General features: G+C 70.2%; 19 protein-coding genes, 1 tRNA gene, 1 pseudogene and 1 riboswitch. Of the genes and pseudogenes, 10 read left to right on the top strand and 11 right to left on the bottom strand.

The window, feature by feature from the left end; translation table 11 throughout:
- Positions 1 to 26 precede the first annotated feature (26 nt).
- From E9232_RS03075 to E9232_RS03055, 5 genes are all read left to right on the top strand, one after another.
- Positions 27 to 1,457 carry a DUF3300 domain-containing protein gene (locus E9232_RS03075; protein ID WP_309792064.1) on the top strand — a complete coding sequence of 477 codons (1,431 nt, stop codon included), beginning with the start codon at positions 27 to 29 and terminating at the stop codon, positions 1,455 to 1,457.
- Between the two features lie 22 nt (positions 1,458 to 1,479).
- Positions 1,480 to 2,409, top strand: coding sequence for a DUF2950 domain-containing protein (locus E9232_RS03070; protein WP_309792063.1), 930 nt, complete (start codon positions 1,480 to 1,482; stop codon positions 2,407 to 2,409).
- 166 nt (positions 2,410 to 2,575) lie between these two features.
- The gene (locus E9232_RS03065) at positions 2,576 to 3,838 is read left to right on the top strand and encodes a paraquat-inducible protein A (RefSeq protein ID WP_309792061.1); all 1,263 of its coding nucleotides are present in this window, start codon (positions 2,576 to 2,578) and stop codon (positions 3,836 to 3,838) included.
- On the top strand, positions 3,831 to 5,516 hold the full coding sequence (locus E9232_RS03060; RefSeq protein ID WP_309792060.1) for a PqiB family protein: 1,686 nt from the start codon (positions 3,831 to 3,833) through the stop codon (positions 5,514 to 5,516). The genes E9232_RS03065 and E9232_RS03060 overlap by 8 nt, the downstream gene beginning before the upstream one ends.
- Positions 5,513 to 6,112 carry a PqiC family protein gene (locus tag E9232_RS03055; RefSeq protein WP_309792059.1) on the top strand — a complete coding sequence of 200 codons (600 nt, stop codon included), beginning with the start codon at positions 5,513 to 5,515 and terminating at the stop codon, positions 6,110 to 6,112. Before E9232_RS03060 ends, E9232_RS03055 begins: the two co-directional genes overlap by 4 nt.
- 1,046 nt (positions 6,113 to 7,158) lie before the next feature.
- Here E9232_RS03055 and E9232_RS03050 read toward each other — a convergent pair.
- Positions 7,159 to 7,314, bottom strand: a complete 156-nt coding sequence (locus E9232_RS03050) for a DUF2958 domain-containing protein (protein ID WP_309792058.1) — start codon at positions 7,312 to 7,314, stop codon at positions 7,159 to 7,161.
- Between the two features lie 445 nt (positions 7,315 to 7,759).
- Here E9232_RS03050 and E9232_RS35775 point away from each other — a divergent pair.
- Positions 7,760 to 8,212 (top strand): annotated as a pseudogene (locus tag E9232_RS35775) (recombinase zinc ribbon domain-containing protein); the annotation flags it as partial.
- Between the two features lie 495 nt (positions 8,213 to 8,707).
- Here E9232_RS35775 and E9232_RS03045 read toward each other — a convergent pair.
- The 6 genes from E9232_RS03045 to E9232_RS03020 form a co-directional block, all read right to left on the bottom strand.
- Positions 8,708 to 8,783 (bottom strand) — tRNA-Glu (locus tag E9232_RS03045).
- 38 nt (positions 8,784 to 8,821) lie between these two features.
- A complete protein-coding gene (gene recJ, locus E9232_RS03040) occupies positions 8,822 to 10,633 on the bottom strand; it encodes a single-stranded-DNA-specific exonuclease RecJ (protein ID WP_309792057.1) in 1,812 nt (603 codons plus the stop codon).
- 10 nt (positions 10,634 to 10,643) lie between these two features.
- Complete coding sequence (glpX, locus tag E9232_RS03035) at positions 10,644 to 11,615, bottom strand: class II fructose-bisphosphatase (RefSeq protein ID WP_309792246.1); 972 nt, start codon at positions 11,613 to 11,615, stop codon at positions 10,644 to 10,646.
- Positions 11,616 to 11,793: 178 nt separating this feature from the next.
- Entirely contained in the window at positions 11,794 to 13,086 is a 1,293-nt protein-coding gene (locus tag E9232_RS03030; RefSeq protein WP_309792056.1) for a homoserine dehydrogenase, read from the bottom strand.
- A complete protein-coding gene (locus tag E9232_RS03025; RefSeq protein WP_309792055.1) occupies positions 13,083 to 14,318 on the bottom strand; it encodes an LL-diaminopimelate aminotransferase in 1,236 nt (411 codons plus the stop codon). The genes E9232_RS03030 and E9232_RS03025 overlap by 4 nt, the downstream gene beginning before the upstream one ends.
- 42 nt (positions 14,319 to 14,360) lie before the next feature.
- Complete coding sequence (locus E9232_RS03020) at positions 14,361 to 15,392, bottom strand: OmpA family protein (RefSeq protein ID WP_309792054.1); 1,032 nt, start codon at positions 15,390 to 15,392, stop codon at positions 14,361 to 14,363.
- Between the two features lie 235 nt (positions 15,393 to 15,627).
- Here E9232_RS03020 and phaC point away from each other — a divergent pair, with 235 nt between their 5' ends.
- Entirely contained in the window at positions 15,628 to 17,355 is a 1,728-nt protein-coding gene (gene phaC, locus E9232_RS03015) for a class I poly(R)-hydroxyalkanoic acid synthase (protein WP_309792245.1), read from the top strand.
- A gap of 215 nt (positions 17,356 to 17,570) precedes the next feature.
- On the opposite strand, the gene E9232_RS03010 is transcribed toward phaC, so the two are convergent.
- Complete coding sequence (locus E9232_RS03010; protein WP_309792052.1) at positions 17,571 to 17,849, bottom strand: hypothetical protein; 279 nt, start codon at positions 17,847 to 17,849, stop codon at positions 17,571 to 17,573.
- Between the two features lie 45 nt (positions 17,850 to 17,894).
- A riboswitch (SAM-I-IV-variant riboswitch) is annotated at positions 17,895 to 18,004 on the bottom strand.
- A gap of 68 nt (positions 18,005 to 18,072) precedes the next feature.
- Here E9232_RS03010 and E9232_RS03005 point away from each other — a divergent pair.
- Positions 18,073 to 18,279 (top strand): hypothetical protein, encoded by a 207-nt coding sequence (locus E9232_RS03005; RefSeq protein WP_309792051.1) that lies wholly within the window; start codon positions 18,073 to 18,075, stop codon positions 18,277 to 18,279.
- 143 nt (positions 18,280 to 18,422) lie between these two features.
- Here the strand turns inward: E9232_RS03005 and ligD are convergent, their stop codons facing one another.
- On the bottom strand, positions 18,423 to 21,068 hold the full coding sequence (gene ligD, locus E9232_RS03000) for a DNA ligase D (protein WP_309792050.1): 2,646 nt from the start codon (positions 21,066 to 21,068) through the stop codon (positions 18,423 to 18,425).
- Between the two features lie 132 nt (positions 21,069 to 21,200).
- Here ligD and ku (E9232_RS02995) point away from each other — a divergent pair, with 132 nt between their 5' ends.
- The gene (gene ku, locus E9232_RS02995) at positions 21,201 to 22,043 is read left to right on the top strand and encodes a non-homologous end joining protein Ku (RefSeq protein ID WP_309792049.1); all 843 of its coding nucleotides are present in this window, start codon (positions 21,201 to 21,203) and stop codon (positions 22,041 to 22,043) included.
- Positions 22,044 to 22,154: 111 nt separating this feature from the next.
- Here ku (E9232_RS02995) and ku (E9232_RS02990) read toward each other — a convergent pair whose 3' ends face one another.
- The gene (gene ku / locus E9232_RS02990) at positions 22,155 to 22,949 is read right to left on the bottom strand and encodes a non-homologous end joining protein Ku (RefSeq protein ID WP_309792047.1); all 795 of its coding nucleotides are present in this window, start codon (positions 22,947 to 22,949) and stop codon (positions 22,155 to 22,157) included.
- A 178-nt stretch (positions 22,950 to 23,127) separates the two neighbouring features.
- Between ku (E9232_RS02990) and coaA the strand changes: the two genes are divergently transcribed.
- Entirely contained in the window at positions 23,128 to 24,066 is a 939-nt protein-coding gene (gene coaA, locus E9232_RS02985) for a type I pantothenate kinase (RefSeq protein ID WP_309792046.1), read from the top strand.
- Positions 24,067 to 24,101: 35 nt separating this feature from the next.
- Here the strand turns inward: coaA and E9232_RS02980 are convergent, their stop codons facing one another.
- Complete coding sequence (locus E9232_RS02980; protein ID WP_309792044.1) at positions 24,102 to 25,079, bottom strand: Tim44 domain-containing protein; 978 nt, start codon at positions 25,077 to 25,079, stop codon at positions 24,102 to 24,104.
- Between the last annotated feature and the right edge of the window lie 5 nt (positions 25,080 to 25,084).

Raw genomic sequence — 25,084 nt, 5'->3', positions numbered from 1 at the left:
CCGTCATGCATCGCAAGGGGACCGCCATGTGCACTGCGCCCCGCCTTCGAGCAGCCCTCGTCACCGCCCTCCTCGCGCTGGGGCCGGCATGCTTCGGTTCGCCGGCCTGGCCGCAGGCCGTGACGCCGACAGCGACCGCGGCTGAGGCGGCGCCGGGCCTGCGCGAGGTGGTGGCGCGGATCGCGCTCTATCCCGACGACGTGCTGAGCCTGGTGCTCCCGGCCTCGACCGCGGCGCTCGACGTGGTCGAGGCGGCCCGCTACCTCGACAAGCGGGCCAAGGACCCGTCGCTCGGCCCCGATGCTGGTTGGGATCCGTCGGTGATCGCCCTCCTGAACTACCCCGAGGCGCTGCGGCTGATGGACTCCGACCTGGATTGGACCAACCGGCTCGGCCAAGCCGTGACCGACGACCTCGACGGCGTCTTCGCCTCGATCCAGACGATCCGGTCGGAGGCGGCGGATGCAGGCTACCTCGCCTCGAATGACCAGGTCGTCGTCACGCGCCAGCTGGCCCCAGGAGCCGACGGCGCCGGTCAGCCCATCCTCATCAAGAGCACCGATCCCGACATCGCCTATGTCCCGAGCTATGACCCGGCGACGGTGGTGAACCAGACCTATGTCTCCGCGCCGCCTGTCGCGTACGCCAACCCGTATCTGAGCTACCAGTCGCCGGCCGCGCCCTTCTTCACCGGGCTCCTGTTCGGCACCGCCATCGGCTATGGCCTCAACTGGGACGACGACGACATCGACTTCAACGTCCACGATGTCGACTTCGACGACATCGACTGGGACCGGGTCGACTGGGACAAGGCCGGCCGGTTGCGAGGCGACCTGACCGTCAACGGCGACGTCAACATCAACAACATCGTCAACAACGGCATCCTGAAGAACGTCGACCGCGGCACGTTCAAGTCGCGGATCGACGCCAATCGCGGCACCTTCCAGGCCGCGCATGAGCGGATCGGCAACGGCGAGCGCCGGGCATGGCGACCCGAAACCCGCCCCGCGGGCCCGCGGAACGTGGCCGGAGACCGCGCCCGGCAGCGGGTCCAGGGCCTGGCCCCGACCCGCGGTCCGGCTGCGGCGGACCGGCCGCGCCGCGCCGACCCCGCGGGAGCCGGCCAGCGGCGACCGCAGCAGAGGGTCGGCGACGGCCAGCGCCGCCAGGACAGTGCCTTCGGCGGCGTCCAGCCGCGGCGCGAGACCGGCCGCGCCTCGGCGCGGGGCCGCGAGAGCCTGGACCTGCCGCGCCGCTCGGCGGCCACCCCGCAGCGCGACCGGCCGGCACAGCGCCAGTTGAACGCCCGCCCGCCCCGACAGGCACAGTCCGTCCGGCAGGGCGGCGGCGGTTCCCGTCCCTTCGGCAATGTCTCGAACGGCAATCGCAGCCGCGCCGAAAGCGCCCGCGGCAATCGTGGCGGCCAGGGTGGCGGCGGTCGTCAGCGCAGCCGGTGAGTCCGAGCCCAGGAGCACAGCCATGCTGAAATCGATGAACCACCCCTTCGGGCCGCGCCTTCGCCTGGCGGCTCTTTTCATCGCGGTGGCGCCGGCGGCGATCGCGCAGGAGGCCGACGGGCCGCAGCGCTTCGACACGCCCGACGCGGCGAGTGCGGCGCTGGTCCAGGCGCTGGAGGCCAAGAACGTCGATGGAGTGGTGCAGATCCTGGGGCCGCGCTACCGCGACGATCTGATCCCCGACGACACCGCCGATTTCGAGCAGGGGCTGAGCGACGTGATCGACGCCGCCAAGGCCGGGGTGAGGCTCGATGGGGACGGCGACCACCGCACCATCGTCATGGGCACCGCCGGATGGACCTTCCCGGTCCCGCTCGTGCAGGCCGAGGGCGCCTGGCGGTTCGACACCGAGGCCGGGCTGGACGAAATCGCGGCCCGCCGCATCGGCGGCAACGAATTGTCGGCGATCGAGGTCGCCCAGGCCTATGGCCCGGCGCAGATGGCCTATGCCTTGAAGGACCGTGACGGCGACGGCGTGCTCGAATACGCCCGGCGGCTGCTCAGCACTCCGGGCAAGCATGACGGGCTGTACTGGCCCGACGAGGCCGGCGAGGACCCCAGCCCGTTCGGCCCGCTGGTGGCCGACGACAAGACCTATTTCGGCAGCTATCAGCCGGGTGCGCCGTATCACGGCTACACCTTCCGGATCCTGACGCGGCAGGAGGACGGCGTGCCGGGCGGCCGCTACGACTACGTCATCAACGGCAACATGATCGCAGGCTTCGCCCTGGTCGCGGTGCCTGCCGTCTATGGCGAGACCGGCCGCACCACGTTCCTGGTCAGCCACCACGGCCAGATCTGGCAGAAGGACCTCGGCGACCGCACCGAGGTGCTGGCTGCCGCGATCCAGTCCTTCGCGGTCGACGACAGCTGGGACGAGGTCGAGCCCTGAAGCTCTCCGGGCGCCTAAAGGGGTAAATGGCCCCCCAGGCTACCGGTAGACACCTTCGCTGCGCTGCGGGCATGGGGCAGCCTGAACGGAAGCCCTCGATGGACCGTCGCGCCGAGCCTGGCAGGCTGATCGGAGAAGGTCAGTGTATCCATCGTTCGATTCGACCATGGCAGCGAAGAGCGAGGACGGCGCCCCGCCTGGCCGCATGATGGAGTGCCACGAATGCGGGCTGCGGCACACCGTGCGGGTGCTGCCGGATGGCACCACCGCCCGCTGTGTGCGCTGCGGCGCGACCCTGCACCGGTTCCGCGCCAGTTCACTCGACCACGCCTTCGCCTACGCCTGTGCCGGGCTTGTGTTCTTCCTGATGGCGACCTTCCTGCCGTTCATCTCGCTGGAAATCTCCGGACGGGTGCAAACGGCAAGCCTGGTCACCGGCGCGGTCGTCCTCTACGGCCAGGGCTTGTGGGAGCTGGCGGCGGTGGTGGCGCTGACCATGTTCGTCGCCCCGGCGCTCCGGCTCGGTACCTTGGTCCTGGTGCTGGGCGGCCTGCGCCTGAGGCGTCGGCCACGCTGGCTGCCGGCGCTCTATCGCTGGGCCGTGATGCTCGGACCCTGGGCGATGATCGAGGTCTATCTGCTCGGCGTCTTCGTCGCGTATGTGAAGCTGATCGACCTCGCCACCGTCGTGGTCGGTCCAGGCCTCTATTCGGTCGGCGCCCTGATGCTGGCGATCATCGCCGCCGGCACCGCGCTCGACACCGAGACGGTGTGGCGGGAGTTCGAGCGGCGCGGCCTCGTCCCGCCGGTACCGCCGGTCGATCCGTACCGCCCGGCCTGCCTCTGCCACATCTGCGGCCTCGTCTCCAACCTCCCGGCCGGCGGGCAGGGCGGCTGCCCGCGCTGCGGCGCGGCGCTGCACCGGCGGCGCCCGGACAGCCTGACCCGAACCTGGGCGTTGGTGATCACCGCGATCATCCTTTACATCCCGGCCAACCTGTTCCCGGTGATGACGGTGATCTCGCTCGGCAGCGGGGCGCCGGACACGATCATGAGCGGGGTGATCGAGCTGGCCGATTCCGGGATGTGGCCGCTGGCGGCGCTGGTGTTCTTCGCCTCGATCACCGTGCCGGTGCTGAAGTTGATCGGCCTGATCCTCCTCCTGGTCTCGACCCAGCGCGGCGCCACGCGGCGCCTGAGGGACCGCACGGTGCTGTACCGCATCGTCGAGGCGGTGGGCCGCTGGTCGATGATCGACATCTTCATGATCTCGATCCTGGTCGCGCTGGTGCAGCTCGGCGAGCTGGCCACGATCGAGCCGGGAATCGGGGCCGTGTCCTTCGCCGCCGTGGTGGTCATCACCATGATCGCGGCCATGACGTTCGATCCGCGCCTGATGTGGGATGCCGCGGGAGAGAACCATGACTGATGCCCAGACCCTTCGCGACACGGCCGCACCGGTGCCGCCGGCGCCGCGGGTCGACCGCAAGCGCCGGTTGCCGGCGATCTGGCTGATCCCGATCGTGGCGGCGCTGGCGGCCCTCTATCTCGGCTGGGTCACCCTGTCCGAGAAGGGGCCGACCATCACCATCAGCTTCCAGACCGCGGACGGGCTGGAGGCCGGCAAGACCCTGATCAAGCACAAGGAGGTGGTGTTCGGCACGGTCACGAGCCTGGCCCTGTCGGAGGATCTGAGCCATGTCGAGGTCACCGCCGAAATGACCAAGGAGGCGGCGGCGCATCTCCGCCAGACCACCCGGTTCTGGGTGGTGCGGCCGCGGCTGTCGGCCAGCGGCGGCCTGTCCGGCCTGGGCACGATCGTCTCGGGAGCGTTCATCGAGCTCGATCCGGGGCAGGGCGACAGCGCCCGCAGCTTCACTGGCCTCGAAGACCCGCCGGTGGTGCGGGCCGGTGTGGCGGGCACGGCCTTCATCCTGAAGGCGGACCGGATCGGCTCGGTCGGGCCCGGCTCGCCGATCTATTTCCGCGACCTGCAGGTCGGCCAGGTGATGGGCTTCGATTCCGCCAACCTCGAGACCGGCGTCACCATCCACGCCTTCGTCCGGGCGCCCTATGATCGCTACGTCCATGACGGCACCCGCTTCTGGAACGCCTCGGGCATCTCCATCGGCACCGGGCCCGAAGGCTTTAAGATCCAGCTGGAATCGCTGGCGGCGGTGCTGGCCGGCGGCATCGCCTTCGACACTCCGGCAACAGCCCGGATCGGGGAGCCGAGCAAAGCTGGCGCCGTCTTCACCCTCTTTAAGGACGCGACCAGCAGCCAGGAGTCGGACTACACGATTCGGCTGCCCTACCTAGTGTATTTCGACGGCTCGGTGGATGGGCTCGCACCAAACGCGCCTGTGGAGTGGCGCGGCATCAAGGTCGGCCGGGTCCTCGATCTCAAGCTGGAGTACGACGCCGCGGCGGACAAGCTGCGCATCCCGGTGGTGATCGAGATCGAGCCGCAGCGCGTCGCGCTGGTCGGCGAGAAACAGGGCTTCGGCACGGGCGAATACATGCCCGAGCTGGTGCGCAGAGGCCTGCGGGCCCAACTGAAGACCGCCAGCCTCCTGACCGGGCAGCTGATGGTTTCGCTCGACTTCATGCCGGATGCACCGCCGGCGACGATGGGCACGGGCGAGCGCTACCCGGTGATCCCAAGCGTCCCGGGCGACCTCGCCGCCGCGATGCGGTCGGTCAACGGCATTCTCGAGAAGATCTCCGCCCTGCCGCTCGACAAGGTGGTGCAGCAGGCCGATGCGACGCTCAAATCCTTCGAGACGCTGGCCGCCTCGCCCGAGATCACGGAGTCGCTGCGCTCGCTGGCCGGGGTCCTGTCCTCGACTCAGCAGCTGCTGGGCCGGGCCAACACCGATCTCGGGCCGGCGCTGCAGCAGCTGCCGCCGCTACTGGCCACGGCGCAGCAGGCGGTCCGGCGGCTCAGCGGCACCCTCGGTTCGGACGGCTATGGCGCGGGGTCTGGCTTCAAGCGCGACCTCACCCGGCTGCTGGGCCAGGTCGAGGACACGCTGCGCTCCATCCGCGTGCTCACGGACTATCTCGAGCAGCATCCCGAGGCGCTGATCCGAGGCAAGACCGAATGACCGAACCGATGATCCTGTCCCGCCGCGCCGTCCTTGCCGTGTTCCTGGCCGGGTCGGTGCTCGCCGCCTGCTCCTCATCTCCGCCCAAGGTCTACACCCTGGCGGCGGTGCCCGGCGCGGCCGTCGGCGGCCGGCCGCTGACCCCGTCTGTGGCCGCGGTCGAGGTCCCGAAATATCTCGACCGGCCGCAGATCGTTACCCGCTCGGGCACGGTCGAGCTCGGCGTCGCCGAATTCGAGCGTTGGGGCGAACCGCTGGCGAACATGGTGCAGCGGGTGCTGGCGGAGGATCTGACCCGGCGCCTGCCCGCGGGCTCCGTCGTCACCACCAGCCGGACTCTGTCGGGCGACGAGGCCGTGATCGTCGAGCTGGCGCTCAGCCGGTTCGATCCGGAATCCGACGGCACCATCGTGCTCGAGGCGCAATGGCGCCTGCGGCCCAGGACCGGCGGCAGGGCCAAGACCGAATCCACCCGGATCACCAGGCGACCGACGGACCAGAGCACCGCGGCCGAGGTGCAGGCGATGAGCGACGCCCTCGGCGAGCTCGCCGACCGCATTGCCGGCGGGCTGCCGGCCACCTCCAAGCGGCGTTGACATCGGTGTGAGCCGGCACATGGTCAACGTGGGGGTCGGTCGCCGCCGATGCGTCCCGGTTAATCCTCAAGATCGACACGGCCACATCCGGACCTGGGAACCTGCCGATTTTCGGGTGAATCGTGTCGCTAATCTTGAGGGCCGCAACAGATCGATCTCGCAGTCGGTTTGCAGAGCCACGAGGCGCCACGATGGCGGCAGCTTTCTTCCAGGTAATCTGCGGCGGCCGCTGATCGAGCTGCGGCGCGGGTCACATCAACTCCGACCGATCGCGCGTATCTCCACTCTGAATTGGCCGAGAATATCATTCAGGCCGACTGAGAGTTGCAAAGGGCGACCGGACCAATGTCCGCCTTCCGGCACGGATCGGTCGCCGGGACTGTCCGGTCCGGAGGAGTTGGGAACACCGGTGAAGGTCTGCAAAGGGGACGAACCGGAAATGGACCCGATTGCATGCCCGCACGTTCGGATAATCCAACGGTAAGGCGTGACCTGCATGAAAGCCGGGGCTGCTGAGCGGCCCCGGCCACTGGTCCTACTCGGCAGCATCGGCAAACGTCTCGCTCTCAACGTGCTGATGCTCGCCGCCAACTCCTCGATCCCGCTCTCGCGCCCGGTCCGGCGTGCATTGTGCGCCGAGGGGACCAGCTTCGACAGCGGGATATCGCGAATGATCGTCGTCATGGTCGCTCTCCATTGGCAATACCACCGCGCCTTTCCCCGGCAAGCGGGGTGGGCCGCGGAGAGCGGCCGGCAGGCCCGCCGAGGGAGGCGGTCCGCATCCGGTCGGGGCAGTCGCGACTGTGTGCGGCATGGCCCAGGGCTTGAACGAAGTGGAGGACGCGCGGCGCGCGCGCTGCGGACCGGCGCGGCGGGCCTACAGGCAAGCGACGCCCACCCCGTGCCATCGGGGAAAGACCAGAGCGGGACGGTGCGCACCGCTGCGGCGATCGAGGCGATGCTGTCCCGGTCGTCACATGTCCTGAAAACCGGAGAGTCGGACAATGAAGCAGCGCTCTGCCAAAAGGCAGGGCGCTGGTGATGCGTCAGGCCCGGATGCTCTCGAGACGCTGCGCTTGGTCTGCGCAGCGGCTCAACGGGCGGTCGGCCTTGAAAAACAGGTTGCGTTCGACCGGGAGACCGAGCGCACCGCGGACGGATGCGTTTTCCGAGAGCCGGACATAGCCGAGTTCGGGCCGCATGGACTTACCCATGCCTCGCCGCGAATGGAGAACCTCCATCCCGGGCAACAAGACGAACGCGGCTCGTCGCCACCGAACGGGTAAGATGGCGGCTCGCAAAGTGAGGGCTGACGCATGAGATTTGCGACGGAAATTGCGAGTCGGGCGCCGCGGCAGCGCCGGCCGGAGCCCCGCCATTGCGCGCTGCAACATGCATCCAGTTGCTTCCCCGCGCCGTGAAGCGGGGCCGGGGAAGCAGAGAACGCCCCTGAGGGCGCTTTCTTAGTCTCTGATTTTATTGAGAGAAAATGGGGCAGGCGAAGCGATTCCAACCCTCGACCCCAACCTTGGCAAGGTTGTCGTTCAAAGAAACTGAGCGTGCGATCCAGACGGCGCCCTGCGGTGCGAAGAACACAGGTCTTTGCGCGACGCTACACCAGTCGGTCACCCGCCATCGGCGCCGATCATGCGCGAGCGCCCTTCGGCACAGGACCTCAACGACGGCCGCACGGGACCGTCTCACTTCGCGACCTATCGCCCACCGGGCATGCTCTGCTCATGCCCAAACATTCCCCTTCCTCGACCGGCCGCCGCCCCGATGATCTCTTCGACTATGTGGGAACAGCCCAATCCAGACGAGATCGTAGAGATCGCCGTTCCGCCGATTGTGACTGAAGGGGAATTCGACGCGGTCCGCACGATTCTCCGATCCCGCAGCCCGCAATGGACGGCGGTGCGCGCAGTCAGTGGGCCGACCTTGCTGACCGGCATCTGCTTCTGCGCGACTTGCGGCGGGCCAATGACCCTGCGCACCGGCAAGAGTGGCCGCTATCGCTATTACACCTGCTCGACGGCGGCCCGCCAAGGTGTTCGAGGCTGTCCTGGCCAGAGTGTACGGATGGACAAGCTCGATCGCACTGTGGTCGATCATCATCTGGAATGGCGGCTGCTCGATCCGCGACGCCTCCAGGAGATCCTGAAGCAACTCTTGGAGCGGCGCGATGAATGGGTCGAACGCCGCCGCAGCCATATTGCCGAACTGCGCAAACGAACGACGGAGGCTGAGGCGAAGCTGAAGCGCCTCTACCAGGCGATCGAGGACGGAGCGGAGCTCGCTGGAATCCGCGACCAAGCTCGGGCCGACGCCGAACGGGTGGCATCTCTCGTTGAGGGGGCTGGCTCGACCGTCACGCCGGACGCAATCCGGAGATTCGCCCGGGCAGCGCGGCGCAAGCTTCGGAACGAAGATGGAACATACCGGCGTGACCATCTCCGCGCGCTAGCGCAACGCGTCGAAGTCGTCGACGGTCGGGAGATTCGCATCACGGGCTCAAAAGCGGAATTGCTGCGGGCACTTACCACCACTGCCAGCGTGGCAACGGCGGCGTTGGGAGTGCCCAGTTTTATACCGAAGTGGCGACCCCTACGGGATTCGAACCCGTGTTACCGCCGTGAAAGGGCGGTGTCCTAGGCCTCTAGACGAAGGGGTCGGCGCGGCGCAGAGACCTAGCCGTAGCAGCGCCGGAAATCAAGCGCTTTCCGCCCAGACCGGCGCCACATCCTCGATGAACAGCTGCACCCGCAGGTTGCCGTTCCAGCGGTCGAGCCGGAGCGTGCCGGCGACATGCACCAGCGCGTCGCGGCGCAGCAGCGCCTGGCCCAGCGGCTGGTCGGCGCAGCGGAAGGCGATCGCCCGCAGCCGGCCATTGTCCGGCCCGACCAGGGTGCAGGCGACATGGCCGCCGCTGCCGACCACCGAGGCCGCCACCACCCGCACCCGCGGCAGGGCGAAGCGCGGCTCCGGGTTGCCGGCGCCGTAGGGCCCCAGCTTGGCCAGGGTCTCGGCCAGGCCGACCGTCGCCGCCTCGACCACCAGCGTGCCGTCGAGCTCGACCACCGGCACCATCGGCGCGTTGCTTTGGCCGTGGATGTGGCTGGAGAGGAAGTCGTGCAGCTCGGCGATCAGATCCTGCCGCACGGTGAAGCCCGCCGCCATGCGGTGGCCGCCGCCGGAGAGCAGGAGGCCGGCCTGGCGCGCCGCGATCACCGCGGCGCCGAGGTCGACCCCCGGCACCGAACGGCCCGAAGCCTTGCCGATGCCGCCCTCGAAACCCACCACGCAGGCGGGCCGGCCGTAGCGTTCGCGCAGCCGCCCGGCGACGATGCCGACCACGCCGGGATGCCACCCCTCCCCCGCGACCAGGATCATCGGGCCGGCGCCGGCCGCCTCAGCTTGCGCGATCGCCCGGGCCATCACGTCGGCCTCGACCGTCTTGCGGTCGACATTGTGCTCGTCGAGCAGCGCCGCGATCCGGGTCGCCTCCTCCCGGTCCTCGGTGGCCAGCAGCCGGGCGCCGAGATCGGCCCGGCCGATGCGGCCGCCGGCATTGATCCGCGGCCCCAGCAGGTAGCCGGCGTGATAGGCGTCGACCGTCTCGGTCACCCGCGCCACATCGGCCAGGGCGGCGAGGCCGATGTTGCGGCGCTGGGCCATCACCTTCAGCCCCTGCCCCACCAAAGCCCGGTTCAGCCCGGTCAGCGGGACCACGTCGCAGATGGTGCCGAGCGCGACCAGGTCGAGCAGCGCCATCAAATCCGGCTCCGCCCGGTTCGCGAACAGGCCGGCGCGGCGCAGCACGCGGTTCAGCGCCACCAGCGCCAGGAAGACCACACCGCAGGCGGCGAGCTGGCCGAGGCCGGGATCCTGGTCGAGGCGGTTGGGGTTGACCACCGCCGCCACCCTGGGCAGCCGCGGCTCGGCGGTGTGGTGGTCGATGACCACGACGTCGAGCCCGCTGCCCATGGCGCCTTCCAGCGCCTCGAAGGCGGTGGTGCCGCAATCGACGGTCACCACCAGCCCGGCGCCGCCGGCGCGCAGCTTCTCCAACGCCTGGGCGTTGGGGCCGTAGCCTTCGGCGATGCGGTCGGGAATGTGGATCTGCGGCTCGACCCCGACCGCGCGGAGATAGCGGGTCAGGAGGGCGGTGGAGGTGGCGCCGTCGACGTCGTAGTCGCCGAAGATGGCGATGCCCTCGCCCGAAGTCACCGCCCGGGCGATGCGGTCGGCGGCGCGGTCCATGTCGCGCAGCACCAAGGGATCGGGCAGCAGCGCCCGCAGGGTCGGATTGAGGAAATCCTTCGCGTCGTCCAGGCCGATGCCGCGTGCCGCCAGCACCCGGGCCACGATCTCGGGCAGGGCATGGCGCTGGGCCAGCGCCAGCGCCAGCCGGTCATCCGCGGCACGGCCGATCCAGCGCGCGCCCTTGGCCGAACTCTCGACGCCGAACAGCGCCGGCGCCGGGAATTCGGGAGAGGGCGCGGCCACGGCCGCCCCGGTCATGGCTTCGACGTCACCCGCCGATGAACTCGAAGCCGGTCTTGCGGCGGAAATTGTGCGTCGCCTCGATCGTCCGCACCGTGCCGCTCTTCGACCGCATGATGATCGAATGGGTGATGGCCCCGCCCGGGATGAGGCGGACGCCGCGCAGCATCGGGCCCGAGGTCACGCCGGTGGCCGCGAACATCACGTCGCCGCCGGCCAGGTCCATCAGCCCGTAGACGCGGCTGAAATCCTCGATGCCCTGGCGCTTCGCCCGCTCCCGCTCGTCGTCGTTGCGGAACAGCAGGCGGCCCTGCATCTGGCCGCCGATGCAGCGCAGCGCCGCGGCCGCCAGCACGCCCTCGGGCGCGCCGCCGGTGCCGAGATAGAGGTCGACGCCCGTGCCGGCCTCGGCCGTCGCGATCACGCCGGAGACGTCGCCGTCGGAGATCAGCATGATCCGGGCCCCGGCCTCGCGGATCCGGGTGATCAGCTCCTGGTGGCGCGGCCGGTCGAGCACGCAGACCACGAGGTCGGAGACGTCGACCCGCTTGGCCAGGGCCAGCGCCTTGAGGTTCTGCGCCGGGGTGGCGTCGATGTCGATCAGGTCCTTCGGCAGGTCGCCGCCGACCGCGATCTTGTCCATGTAGACGTCGGGCGCCTTGAGGAAGCCGCCCTTGTTCGCCATGGCGATGACCGCCAGCGCGTTGGGGCCGCCCTTGGCGGTGATGGTGGTGCCTTCCAGCGGGTCGAGCGCGATGTCGATCTCCGGGCCCTCGCCGGTGCCGACCTTCTCACCGATGTAGAGCATCGGCGCCTCGTCGCGCTCACCTTCGCCGATCACCACCTCGCCGTCGATGGCGAGGCTGTTCAGCGCCTGGCGCATCGCGTCGACCGCGGCCTGGTCGGCCTGGCGCTCGTCGCCGCGGCCCATCAGGCGCGAGGCGGAGAGGGCTGCGGCTTCCGTCACCCGCACCACCTCGAGCGCGAGGTTGCGGTCCATCACCTGGGTCTTGGCTTCCGGCCGTTTCATCGTCTCTCGGATCCTCTTGCCTCGTCCGCGTCATCGCCACCATCCGAGGCCCTTGGGGCTGCGGCTTGGTTCGGCGAGGACCGGCACCGTTCTATTCTAGTCAGCGACGGGTGTACCAAGCTTCCGTGACGCTCGGCACGCGGGATGATCACAGGTCTTCAATGCGGATGACATGCGGCGGTTCCAGCACCGCGTCGAGCGAACCGATGGTGGCCAGCAGGCGGTTCATCGCCGCCTCGTCAGTCTCATGGGTGATGATCACCAGCGGCACCGCGTCGCCCGGCGACCGGCCGCGCTGCAGCAGGCTTTCCACCGAGATCTGCTGGTCGCGCATGGCGGCGGCGACGTCGGCGATCACGCCGGGCCGGTCCACCACCATCAGGCGGAGGTAGTAGGCGCCGCGGCGATGGTCCATCGCCACGATGGGTGCGGCCTCAAGCCGCGCCGCCGGGATGCCCAGCGCCGGTACCCGCAGGCCGCGGGCGAGATCGACCAGGTCGGCCACCACCGCCGACGCGGTCGGGCCGGCGCCGGCGCCGCGGCCGGTCATCATCACCTGGCCGACGAAGTCGCCCTGCGCCACCACGGCGTTGAACACGCCCTCGACATGGGCGATCGGCGAGGCCGCGGCCACCATGCAGGGATGCACCCGCAGCGACAGCCCCTCGGTCGTGCGCCGGGCAATGCCGAGCAGCTTGATGCGGTAGCCCAGCTCCTCGGCATAGGCGATGTCGAGCGCCGAGACGTGGCGGATGCCCTCGATGTGCAGGTCGTCGAACTCGACCCGGGCGTTGAAGGCCAGGGCCGCCAGCACCGCCAGCTTGTGCGCCGCGTCGACGCCGTCGACGTCGAAGCTGGGGTCGGCCTCGGCGTAGCCCAGCTTCTGCGCCTCGGCCAGGACCTCCGCGAACTCCCGGCCGGTCGTCCGCATCTCGGTCAGGATGTAGTTGCAGGTGCCGTTGAGGATGCCGAAGACGCCGTCGATGCGGTTGGCGGCCAGGCCCTCGCGCAGCCCCTTGATCGCCGGGATGCCGCCGGCCACCGCCGCCTCGAAGGCCAGGCCGACGCCGGCCTCCTCGGCCTGGGCGGCCAGCGCCGGGCCGCGCAGGGCCAGCAGCGCCTTGTTGGCGGTGACCACCGACTTGCCATGGGCGATCGCGGTCTCGCACACCACCCGGGCGACGCCGTCGGCCCCGCCGATCAGCTCGACCACCACATCGATTTCGGGGTCGGCGGCCAGGGCCACCGCGTCGTCGTACCAGCGCACCCCGTCGAGCGGGATGCCGCGGTCGCGGTGGCGGTCACGGGCCGAGACCGCGGCGACGACGATGCGCCGGCCGCTGCGCTGGGCCAGCAGGTCCGCATTGGCCTGCAGCAGGCGCAGCACGCCGCCGCCGACCGTGCCGAGGCCGGCGATGCCGATGCGAAGCACGGGGGTCACGACACCGCCTTAAGGCCGGGCTTCAGGCTGGCCGGCTCCGGGTCGTTGCGGCGCCGGCTGAGGAAGGTCTTGATGTTCTTGCAGGCCTGCCGGATGCGCTGGTGGTTCTCGACCAGGGCGATGCGGACATGGCCGTCGCCGTATTCGCCGAAGCCGACGCCCGGCGCGACCGCGACCCCGGCCTCCTCCAGCAGCAGCTTGGAGAAGGCGAGCGAGCCGATCTTGGCGAAGGGCTCCGGAATCTGCGCCCAGACGAACATGCTGGCCTCGGGCTTCTCCACCGCCCAGCCGGCGGCGCGCAGGCCGTCGACCAGGGTGTCGCGGCGCAGGCGGTAGCGCGCCCGCATCTCGTCGACGAAATCCTGCGGCCCGTTTATCGCCGCCGTCGCCGCCACCTGCAGCGGGGTGAAGGCGCCGTAGTCGACATAGGACTTCACCCGCGCCAGGGCGGCGATCAGGCGCTTGTTGCCGGCGGCGAAGCCGATGCGCCAGCCGGCCATCGAGTACGTCTTGCTCAGCGAGGTGAACTCGACCGCGATGTCGCGCGCCTCGGGGATCGCCAGGATCGAGGGCGGCGGCGCGGTGTCGAAATAGATCTCGGCATAGGCCAGGTCAGACAGGATCCAGATGCCGTGCTGGCGGCAGAACTCGACGATCGGCCGGTAGAAGTCGAGGTCGACCACCTCGGCGGTCGGGTTCGACGGGTAGTTCAGCACCAGCGCGGTCGGCTTCGGCACGCTGTGCCGCACCGCACGCTCCAGCACCTCGAGGAAGCTGCCCCCGGGCGCGATCGGCGGCAGCGACCGCACCGAGGCGCCGGCGATGATGAAGCCGAACATGTGGATCGGGTAGCTGGGGTTCGGCACCAGGATGATGTCGCCCGGGCTGGTGATGGCCTGGGCCAGGTTGGCCAGCCCTTCCTTCGACCCGATGGTGACGACGATCTCGCTCTCGGGGTCGAGGTCGACGCCGAAGCGGCGCTGGTAGTAGGCGGCCTGGGCGCGGCGCAGCCCAGGAATGCCGCGCGAGGTCGAATAGCCGTGGCTGCGCGGGTTCTGCGCCGCCTCGGCCAGCTTCTCGATGACATGCTTCGGCGGCGGCCCGTCCGGATTGCCCATGCCGAGATCGATGATGTCCTCGCCCCGAGCTCGCGCCGCCGCCTTCATCGCGTTCACCTCGGCGAACACATAGGGCGGCAGGCGCTTGATTCGGTGGAAGTCCTGGTCGGTCATCGACGTATCCCCCCGACGCCCGTCGGGGCGCCGGCGTTGAGCTTACTGGGCGAGGTAGATTTCGACGCGGGCGGCCTGCTCGTCGGTGATGTTCGCCCGGGTGTCGGCCGAACCGCCGGTGATGATGCGGGCCGGGTCGACGCCGGCGGCGCGCAGGGCTGCGGCCACCGCTTCGGCCCGCGCCTTGGCCTGGGCCGCGCCGTCACCCGCGCCGTAGCCGACGACGCGCAGCTTCGGGCTCTGCGCCGTCTTGGCGACGGTCTCGACGGTGCTGTTGCCGGCGGCCGGCATGGTCGTGCTGCCGCTGTCGAACTTGACCATGCCGACCACCCGGTTGTTGAAGCTGAAGGCCGGCTTCGATTCCGCCGGGGCCGGGGCGGTGCCCGCCGCCTTGTTGCCGAAGCTCAAGGCACCCGGCGCGCCGGAGGCGGCACGGTCGGCCTCGAGCTGGTTGCGCACCGCCGCCCGCTCTTCCGGCGTCGGCAGGTTCTCGGGCTTCTCGGGCACGCTGCCGAGATTGGGATAGGTCTGCGGCGAGGCCGGGCGCGGCATCGCCTCCATCGCCGACGGGGCGGCGGTGGCGCGGCGCTGGCCGAAGGTCAGGGGCGCCACGGTGCCGGTGGGCTGCTGGGCCGGCTGCTGCGCGGCCTGCTGCTGCGCCGCGGCCTGGCGCTGCTGGGCCTCGAAGGCGGCCTGGCGCTGGGCGTTCAGCTGCGCCTGGCGCTGCTGCTGTTGCGCCCGCTGCTGGCCCTGGGCCTGCTGCAGCGCCGCGCGGTCGGCATCGGTCTGGGCCAGCAGCGGCACCTGGTAGGTCTTGGTGTTCGCCGTCTGCTCGGTGCCGAGCGGCCCGCCGACGCTGGGCACCGGCGGCGCCTCGGCCGGCCCGAGCGGCGTGACCTCGGCGGTCTCGGCTTTCGGGACGGAGGATTGCACATCGCCCGCATAGGGCGTGCCGTCGAACAGGCGACCGCCGCAGCCTGCCAGAGCGAGGCCGAGGACAGTGGCGGCGACGACGCCCCGGGCCGGAAGCCGGGGGCGGGCGGAGACGATCGAGAGAGGGGCGGTGCGACGCATGGGCACGTGCCTAGCACACTTCGTTGAAAGGGTGGACTGGAAAGAGGATGGCCGTGCAAAGTGGCGGATAAGCGGCGTTCGACCCTTTGAAACGGTCGCATCGGGCAGCGCCGTAGATCCGCAGGGGAGACCGCCGTCCATGACCGACCGCGTCCGCGCCGGCTCCGGCCCGGCCAAGCCCGGCCCGGCCGCAGCGCCGGCCCCCACCGCCGATCCGGCCGAACTCGGCCGCCGCATGATGGAGATCGCCGACCGCAGCTCGCGCCTGGTGACCGCCTTCCTGGAGAAGCAGCGCCACGGCGAGACGCCGGAGATCGACCCGCTGAACATCGGCTCGGCCTTCCTGGCGATGACCAAGCAGATGATGAGCGACCCGACCCGGCTGCTGCAGACCCAGATGTCGCTGTGGCAGGACTACGCCACGCTGTGGAGCCGCACCACCCAGCGGCTGATGGGCCAGGAGGCCGAGCCGCTGGTGACGGCGGAGAAGGGTGACAAGCGCTTCAAGGACCCGGCCTGGAACGAGGTCGCGGTGTTCGACTTCATCAAGCAGTCCTACCTCCTGACCGCGCGCTGGCTGCAGGGGTCGGTGCGCGAGGTCGAGGGGCTGGACGCCAAGACCGCCAAGAAGGTCGATTTCTACACCCGCCAGTTCATCGACGCGATGGCGCCCTCCAACTTCGTCGCCACCAACCCCGAGGTGCTGCGCAGCACCCTGGAGTCGCGCGGCGAGAACCTGGTCAAGGGGCTGGAGAACATGCTGGCCGACCTGGAGCGCGGCCGCGGCGAGCTGGCGATCAGCATGACCGACCGCGACGCTTTCGAGATCGGCCGCAACATCGCCCTGACCCCGGGCAAGGTGGTGTTCGAGACCGAGCTGATGCAGCTGATCCAGTACGACCCGGCCACCGAGACGGTGGCGCGCCGGCCGCTGCTGGTGATCCCCCCCTGGATCAACAAATTCTACATCCTGGACCTCAAGCCGCAGAACAGCCTGATCCGCTGGGCGGTCGAGCAGGGCCACACCGTCTTCGTCATCTCCTGGGTCAACCCCGACGGCCGGCTGGCGGGCAAGAGCTTCGCCGACTACATGCTCGAGGGGCCGCTGGCGGCGCTGGGCGCGATCGAGCAGGCGACCGGCGAGCGCGAGGTCAACGCCGTCGGCTACTGCCTGGGCGGCACGCTCTTGGCCAGCACCCTGGCCTGGATGACCGCCAAGGGCGACGACCGCATCAAGAGCGCCACCTACCTGACCACCCTGACCGACTTCACCGATCCCGGGGAGCTCGGCATCTTCGTCGACGAGGAGCAGCTGCAGGCGATCGAGGCGCGGATGGCCGGCAAGGGCTATCTCGAGGGCGGGGCGATGGCGTCGACCTTCAACCTGCTGCGCGCCAACGACCTGATCTGGTCCTTCGTGGTCAACAACTACCTCCTGGGCAAGGACCCCTTCCCCTTCGACCTCCTGTACTGGAACAGCGACACCACCCGCATGCCGGCGGCGATGCACAGCTTCTACCTGCGCAACATGTACCAGGAGAACCGGCTGGCGCAGCCGGGCGGGATCAGCCTGGCCGGGGTGCCGATCGACCTCGGCACGATCAAGACCCCGACCTTCATGCTGTCGACGCGCGAGGACCACATCGCGCCCTGGGCCTCGACCTATGCCGCGACCCAGCTGTTCGGCGGGCCGGTGCGGTTCTGCCTCAGCGCCTCCGGCCACATCGCCGGGGTGGTCAACCCGCCGGCGGCGAAGAAGTACAGCCATTGGGTCAACACCCGCACGCCGAAGAGCCCCGAGGCCTGGCTGAAGGCGGCCACGGCGGTGGAGGGGTCGTGGTGGCCGGAATGGCAGAAATGGGTGGCCCGCCACGCCGGCGGCCAGGTCCCGGCCCGCCAGCCCGGCGACGGCAAACTGACCCCGATCGAAGACGCCCCCGGCCGCTACGTCCGCGCGGCGTGAGCCGTCGCGATCCGCGCGGCGTAATTTGGGAGAGGCCGGGGCCACCCCCTCACCATCCCTAAGCTGTCATGCCACGGCTTGCCCCCGGATCAAGTCCGAGGGGTGGCATCCAGGGGCGGCCAGAGCGGCTCTCGGTGGCCCCTGGATTGCCCGGTCAAGCCGGGCAATGACAGCATAAGGTGCGATACCGTTCCGGGATCCCAAAGACCGTTCTGTTACGCGGCCAGCTCCGCCGCCACACCATAGGCCCGCCGCAGGTCGCCCAGGCGGTCGCCCGGCAGCACGCGGTCGAGATGGATTTCTGGGCGCACCGCGGCGCGGGCGATGACGACGCGGTAGAGATGGGTCCACAGCCCGGCGCCGCGATGGACCACGCCGTAGAGGATCTCGCGCCGGTCGGGGTCGTGGCGGCCGGGACAGGGGCGCTCGTCGAGCCGTTCGACGGTGTCTTCGGGGCCGGCGAGCGGGATCTCGGCGGGGCTGATCTCGGACATTTAAAAACCCTCCATCGCGGTTGCGAGGAGGGCTGACGCGCGGCTTTCGACCCGTTTGTTTGCCGGTCTGGCCGCATCGCCCCTCTTGCGAGGAGCCACCACCTTGCCCGGGAGGCAGGTTGGCGTGGGCGTCAGCCCAGCTCTGGATGCGGGATCGGGTTTAACGCGGCGCCCGGCGATGCGCAAGAGGGATCGGCGACGCACTGTCCCGACCTGCAAACACATGCTCCCGGAGATCGATCCGGTGCTGGACCCTGATGTGCTGGACCGCCCGCTGGGCGAGGCCGCGGCCCGGCTGTGCCGGCAGCTGGGCATCGAACCCGACTGGAGCCCCTGGGCGGAGGAGGACTGGGCGGAGGCCGAGGCCCGGGACAAGCCGCCGGGGTCACCCTATGCCGGACAGCGACGCGCAGGGCCGGAGACGGGGTAAAGGGCGGATTTTTCGAGGCCTTCCCCTCTTTCGTCATTGCGAGGAGGCGCAGCCGACGAAGCAATCCATGCCAGGCGGCGCCATGGATTGCTTCGCTGCGCTCGCAATGACGACGGTGGGGATGGTGAGGCCGTGCCACCCCCTCAGGCCGCCTTCTTTCCCTCCAGGCGCTTGATCGCGCCGTCCAGCGGGCGGGCGGCGGCGTCGTAGCCGTCCCACGCCTTGCTCTTGGCCAGCAGCGCCGGCACGGTGCGGAGGGTGTAGCGCTTGGGGTCCAGGTCGTGGCGCACCTGGTCCCAGGTCAGGGGCATCGACACCGTGGCGCCGGGCCTGGCCCGCGGCGACAGCGGCGCCACCGCGGTCGACATCCGGTCGTTGCGGAGATAGTCGAGGAAGATGCGGCCCTCGCGCTTGGCCTTGGCCATGGTAACGAGATAGCGGTCCGGCTGGTCCTCGGCCATGCGGCGGCAGACCTCGCGGGCGAAGGCCTTCGCCGCCGGCCAGTCGACGCCCCGCGCCTTGGCCAGCGGCGTCACCACATGCAGCCCCTTGCCGCCGGTGGTCTTGCAGAACGGGACCAGGCCCAACGCCTCCAGCCGGTCCTTCATCTCGCGCGCGGCCTCGACCACCGCGGCGAACTCGACCCCGGGGCCCGGATCCAGGTCGAACACCAGCCGGCCGGGCCGGTCGGGTTCGCCCGGCCAATTGTTCCAGGGGTGCAGCTCCAGCCCGCCCGACTGCGCCACCGCGGCCAGCCCCTCGATGCGGTCGATCTGCAGATAGGGCTTGCGGTCGCCCGCCACCTTGACCAGCGAGATCAGGCTGGAGGTGCCGGGCATGGCGTGGCGCTGGAAGAAGATCTGGCCGCCGATCCCGTCCGGCGCCCGCAGGATCGAGCACGGACGGCCCTGGATGTGCGGCAGCATCCAGGGCCCGACCGCCTCCAGATACAGCGCCAGATCCTGCTTGGTCACCGGCTTGCGGTCGCCGGCATCCGGCCACAGCGCCTTGTCGGCATGGGACAGGGCGACGCCCATCACCACCGGCTTGCCGCCGCTGGTGGCGCGGCCGCGCGCCGGAGCGGCGGATTTGGCCGCCACCGGCTCCGCCAGCTCCGCCCGCGGCGCCGGGGCGTCGGCCTCGACCTCCGCCGCCGGCTTGTCCTCGCGCAGGCCCTTGAACGCGGCTTGGCGGACCATGCCCGACCCGGTCCAGCCGGCGAATTCGATCTCGGCCACCAGCTCGGGCTTCACCCAATGGATGGTCTTGTCGCCGCGGGGCGCGCGAGGGCCGGTGAAGGGCGAGGTTTCGGCCTCCACCGCCTGCAGCTTCGGCAGCAGCCGGGCGACCTTGGCGGCGCCATAGCCGGTGCCGACCCGGCCGATATGGACGAGATGGCCGCCGCGATGGACCCCGACCAGCAGCGAGCGGAAGCGGTTGCCGGTGGTCGACCAGCCGCCGATCACCACCTCGTGCCCGCCGCGGCACTTGGCCTTGGTCCAGCGGTCGGTGCGGCCGGATTGGTAGGCGGCGTCGAGGCGCTTCGAGATGATGCCTTCGAGCGACAGCCGGCAGGCCGAGCGCAGCACCGCGTCGCCGGCCTCCTCGAAATGCTCGACATAGCGGATGGCGGAGGTGGCGTCGGCCCCCTGCCCCGCCAGCAGCTCCTGCAGCCGGCCCTTGCGCGCCGACAGCGGATCGGCCCGCCAGTCGCGGCCGCCCTCGAACAGCAGGTCGAAGGCGAAGAAGACCAGATCCTCGGTCTTGCCCTCCGACAGCGCCACCTGCAGCGCAGCGAAATCCGGATGGCCGTTCTCGTCCAGCGCCACCACCTCGCCGTCGATGATGGCGTCCGGCCAGCCCTTCGCCGCCGCGGCGATGGCGCCGAACTTCTGGGTCCAGTCCAGCCCCTTGCGGGTCTTCAGCGTGGCGGTGCCGTCCTCGATCCGCAGTTGCGTCCGGTAGCCGTCGAATTTGATCTCATGCGCCCAGCCGCCGCCGGTCGGCGGCCGGTCGACCGACTGGGCCAGCTGCGGCGGGATGAAATCGGGCATATCCGCGGCCGGCGCCTTGCGGGTCCGCGCCGCCTTGGGCTTCGCGGCCCCGGACTTCGCCGCGCCGAATTTTGGCGTCGACTGCCACACCGCATCGGCCTCGCCCGCCGCCTTGCCTTCCAGCATGAACGGCTTCGGCCCGCGTCCCCGCCCGGCGGCGATGTCGGCCATGGCGCGGCCGGAGGCGACCGAGCGGTCCTCGGCCAGCACGGCGTCGCCATTGTCTTCGACCGCATGCTCGTCGCGATGCTTGATCAGCAGCCAGTTGGTGCGCTTGCCGCCGGTGCGGTCGCGCTTCATCCGCACCAGCACCCAGCTGCCGTGCAGCCGCTCGCCGTGCAGGGTGAACTTCAGGTCGCCCTTGGCCAGCGCCCGCTGCGGCGACAGCTTGCCCTCCGGCTCCCAGGTGCCGCGATCCCACAGCTGGACGGTGCCGCCGCCATACTGGCCCTTGGGAATGGTGCCCTCGAAGTCGCCATAGTCGAGGGGGTGGTCCTCGACCTCGACCGCCAGGCGCTTGTCATGCGGGTCGAGCGACGGCCCCTTGGTCACCGCCCAGGATTTGAACACGCCGTCGAGCTCGAGCCTGAGGTCGTAGTGCAGCCGCGTCGCCGCATGCTTCTGGATGACGAAGCGGCCGTGTTCGGACGGCGCCACGGCGTCGGCGCCGCTCGGCTCCGCGGTCTTGGTGAAGTCGCGCTTGGTCCTGTAGGTCGACAGGCTGCTCTTGGCCACCGGCGCCTCCGCATTCCCTGCCGGGACAACGACGCCGGGCCGGTGAACGTTCCGGCGGCTGCGCCCCGCGCGGGAACGATAAAGTCGCTTCGGCCGTTGCGGGAAGAGGCTGGTCGATCCCGGGGTGACGCCATGGCGCCGCGCGCGAACTGGAAGGGCACGTTGAAGCTGGGCTTCCTGTCCTGCCCGGTCGCCCTGTATTCGGCCGTCAGCGACGGCGACGAGATCCATCTCAACATGGTCAACCGCCGCACCGGCAACCGGCTGCGGCGCCTGTTCGTCGACGACGAGACCGGCAAGCCGGTCGAGCGCGACCAGCAGGTCAAGGGCTACGCGCTGGACAACGACCAGTATGTCGTCCTGACCGAGGAGGAGATCGAGGCCGCGATCCCCGACAGCACCAAGACCATCGAGATCGAGGCCTTCGTGCCGCGTGCCCAGGTCGACCGGCTGGCGATCGACCGGCCCTACTACCTCGCACCCACCGACAAGGTGGCGGAGGAGGCGTTCGGCGTCATCCGCGCCGCCACCGAGAAGGCCGGCGTGGTCGGCATCGCCCGCACCGTGCTGTTCCGGCGCGACCGGGTGGTGCTGCTGTGCCCCGAGGGCCCCGGCTTCCTGGCCAACCTGCTGCACTTCGAATACGAGATGCGCGACGAGGCCGACGCCTTCGCCGACATCCCGAAGCTGAAGATCGGCGGCGAGATGCTGGAGCTGGCCGAGCACATCATCGGCAAGAAGAAGGGCAAGTTCGAGCCGGAGAAGTTCGAGGACCGCTACGAGGCGGCGCTGACCGAGCTGATCAGGGCGAAGCAGCGCGGCGAGACCATCAAGCGCCCGCCGGCCCCGAAGCGCGGCCAGGTCATCGACCTGATGGCGGCTTTGCGCGAGAGCGCGGGGGTGAAGGCGGCCAAAGCCAAGGCGGCCGGCAAGACGAAGCGGAAGACGGCCTCGCCCAAGCGCAAGGCCGGGTAGTCGGTAGAGCGCCCCCCTTCGTCATTGCGAGCGCAGCGAAGCAATCCATGCCAGGCGGCGCCATGGATTGCTTCGTCGGCTTCGCCTCCTCGCAATGACGAAGAGAGCCCCTCACCGCTTCTTCTTGTCCGCCTCCAAACTCTTCCGCAACGCCGCCATCAGGTCGATCACCTTGCCCGTCTCGGCCGGCGCCGGCTTCGATGCGACCACCTTCTGGCCCTTCTTCTTGCGCGCGATGATCTTCTTCAGCGACGCCTGCACCCGGTCGCCCAGCAGCTCCTCGCTCCAGTCGGTCTGCCGCTCCTTGATCACCGACAGGGCCAGGGTCATCGCCTGCTTCGACGGCGCGACCGGCTTGATGCCGCGGAAATAGGTGCCCTCGTCGCGCACCTCGTCGGCCTGGCGCAGGGTCCACACCACCATGCCCACGCCGCGCGGCTCGATCATGATCGGCCGCTCGCGGCGGTACAGCACCAGCTTGGACAGGCCGACCGTCCTGGTCGCCACCATCGCCTCGCGGATGACGCTGAACGCCTCCTCGCCGACAGGCTCGCTCGGCGCCAGGTAGTGCGGCCGGTCGCGCCACAGCAGCCCGACCGAATCGCGCGGCACGAAGGTCTCGATGTCGATGGTGCGAGTGGTCTCGAGGGCGACGGCGTCGAGCTCGTCATCCTCCAGCATCACGAACTCGTCCTCGCCGACGGGATAGCCGCGGATCTGGTCGTTTTCCGCCACCGCCTTGCCCGAGACGCCGTCGACATAGCGGCTGACCACGCGGTTGCCGGTCGCCGCATTCAGGGTGTGGAACCGCACCCGCTCGGCCTGGGTCACCGCCGGGGTCATCTGCACCGGGCAGGTGACCAAGGTGAGCTTGAGGTAGCCGGACCAGAAACTGCGACCCGCCATCGCCTGCCTCCGCTGCGCATGCCTGCCGTAGAAAGCCATGGGTGGGCCCCGGGGTTCCATCGGCCTTGCCCTCAGGGGCCGGATCGTCGGACCCTGCCGGCCTGTCCACGGCGAGTGCCCGATGTCGAATCCGCCACCAGCCCCCTCCCCCCGGATTTCCACCAATCGGTCGTCACGGGTGCCCGACCTGTTCGCGGCCCGGCCCGCCGCCTATGACCGCTTCACCCGGGCCGAATGGGCGGCGCTGCGGGCGGCGACGCCGCTGGCGCTGTCGGATGCCGAGCTGGCGGAGCTGCGCGGGCTGAACGACCCGGTGTCGCTGGCCGACGTCACCGAGATCCACCTGCCGCTGTCGCGCCTGCTGAACCTGCATGTCGCCGCCGCCCGGGCGCTGGGCGGGGTGGAGGACGCGTTCCTCGGCCGGCCCGGCGCGCCGCCGCCCTACATCATCGGCGTCGCCGGCAGCGTCGCCGTGGGCAAGAGCAGCTTCGCCCGGCTGCTGCGCCTGCTGCTGTCGCGCTGGCCCGACCATCCCCGGGTCGAGCTGGTGACCACCGACGGCTTCCTGCTGCCCGGCAAGGAGCTGGAGGAGCGCGGGCTGATGCGGCGCAAGGGCTTCCCGGAAAGCTACGACCTGCGCCGGATGATCGGCTTCCTCTCGGCGGTGAAGGCCGGCCGGCCGGAGGTCGAGGCGCCGGTCTATTCGCATCTGGCCTACGACATCGTGCCGGGCGAGAAGCAGGTGGTGCGGCGCCCCGACATCCTGATCTTCGAAGGGCTGAACGTGCTACAGGCCCCGTCCGGCGCGTCGGTCGTGACCTCGGACTTCTTCGACTTCTCGGTCTATGTCGACGCGGATGAGGAGGACATCGCCGGCTGGTTCGTCGAGCGCCGGCTGCTGCTGCAGCGCACCGCGTTCCAGCAGCCCACCTCCTACTTCCACCACCACCGCGACCTGCCGGAGGCCGAGGCCCGCCGCGTCGCCCGCGGCATCTGGGACGAGATCAACCGGGTCAACCTGCGCGAGAACATCCTGCCCACCCGCCAACGCGCCCGGCTGGTGCTGCACAAGGCGGCCGACCATTCGGTCGACGGCATCGCCCTGCGCCGGATGTGATCGGTGGGGCCGGCTCTGCAGAGGCCCCAGTCGCCTCAGGCGGCCGCCTGAACCGCCGAGAGCTTCCAATCGGCGCGATTCCGGCGGGCGAAGGTCCAGATCTCGGCGGTCTCGGTCGGCTTCTCCGCGTCGCCCTCGACGATCCGGCCGGTCTCCCGGTCGCGCGTGGCATCGACGCTCGAATACCGCATGGCGACGGTCGCGTAGTCCGTGTCGCCCTCGCGCCACGACTCCGCCAGGTCACCCTGCAGCAGGCGAACGTCCGAAACCTCGTTCTTCACGCCCTGGGTCGCGTTCTGGCCCAGTTCCTCGGCGAAATAGGACATGACCTCCGGCGTGGTGCGAGCGCGCAGGCGCGCGAAATCCTCGGCGCCATAGGCGGCCTGGATCTCGCCGAGCAGCCGTTCGAAGGCGTCGAGGTCCGAACGGCCGATGCCGATCTCGTCTCCCGATGACCGGGGCGTCGACGCCCCTGGCTGCGGCGCAGGCCTGAAATTCGCCAGCCCCGCAGCGAGGCCGCCGGACGCCGGGCGCTGCATGGACGGCGCTGCCGCACCGGCATAGGCCGTCCCACGCCCGAAGAAGCGCCTGAACGCCATCACCGCAAGGACGACGAGGCCGATCTGCAGAACCAGCCCGACCAGCCCGGCGGCGCCGCCGATGCCGTTGCCGAGCAGCATGCCGACGAGACCACCCAGCATCAGGCCGCCGAAGATGCCGCCGAAGCCACCGAACCTGCCGCGCGCAGGGGCCTGCATGCCGGGCGCCGGCTGGGCCTGAGCCGGCTGGGCCGCCTGGCTGCGCGGCGTCATGGACCGATCGATCGGCGCCGCCGTGCCGGGCGCGGTGGGGGTGGCGGGCGGGGACTGGTACGTCCGCTCGCCGCGGCTGCCGAAGCCCCCACCAGGAGATATGCGCCGCGCATCGGCATGGTCGACGGCGACCAGCAGGACACCCAGCCCGAGGGCGAGGGTCGCGAAGATCCTGCCCGATCGGCTGAAGAAGGTGCTCATCACTC

Source organism: Inquilinus ginsengisoli, assembly GCF_031453975.1.
Taxonomy (GTDB): Bacteria; Pseudomonadota; Alphaproteobacteria; order DSM-16000; family Inquilinaceae; genus Inquilinus; species Inquilinus ginsengisoli_A.
Note: the sequence above shows the minus strand (reverse complement) of the source record. Positions and strands in the feature narration are given on the sequence as shown.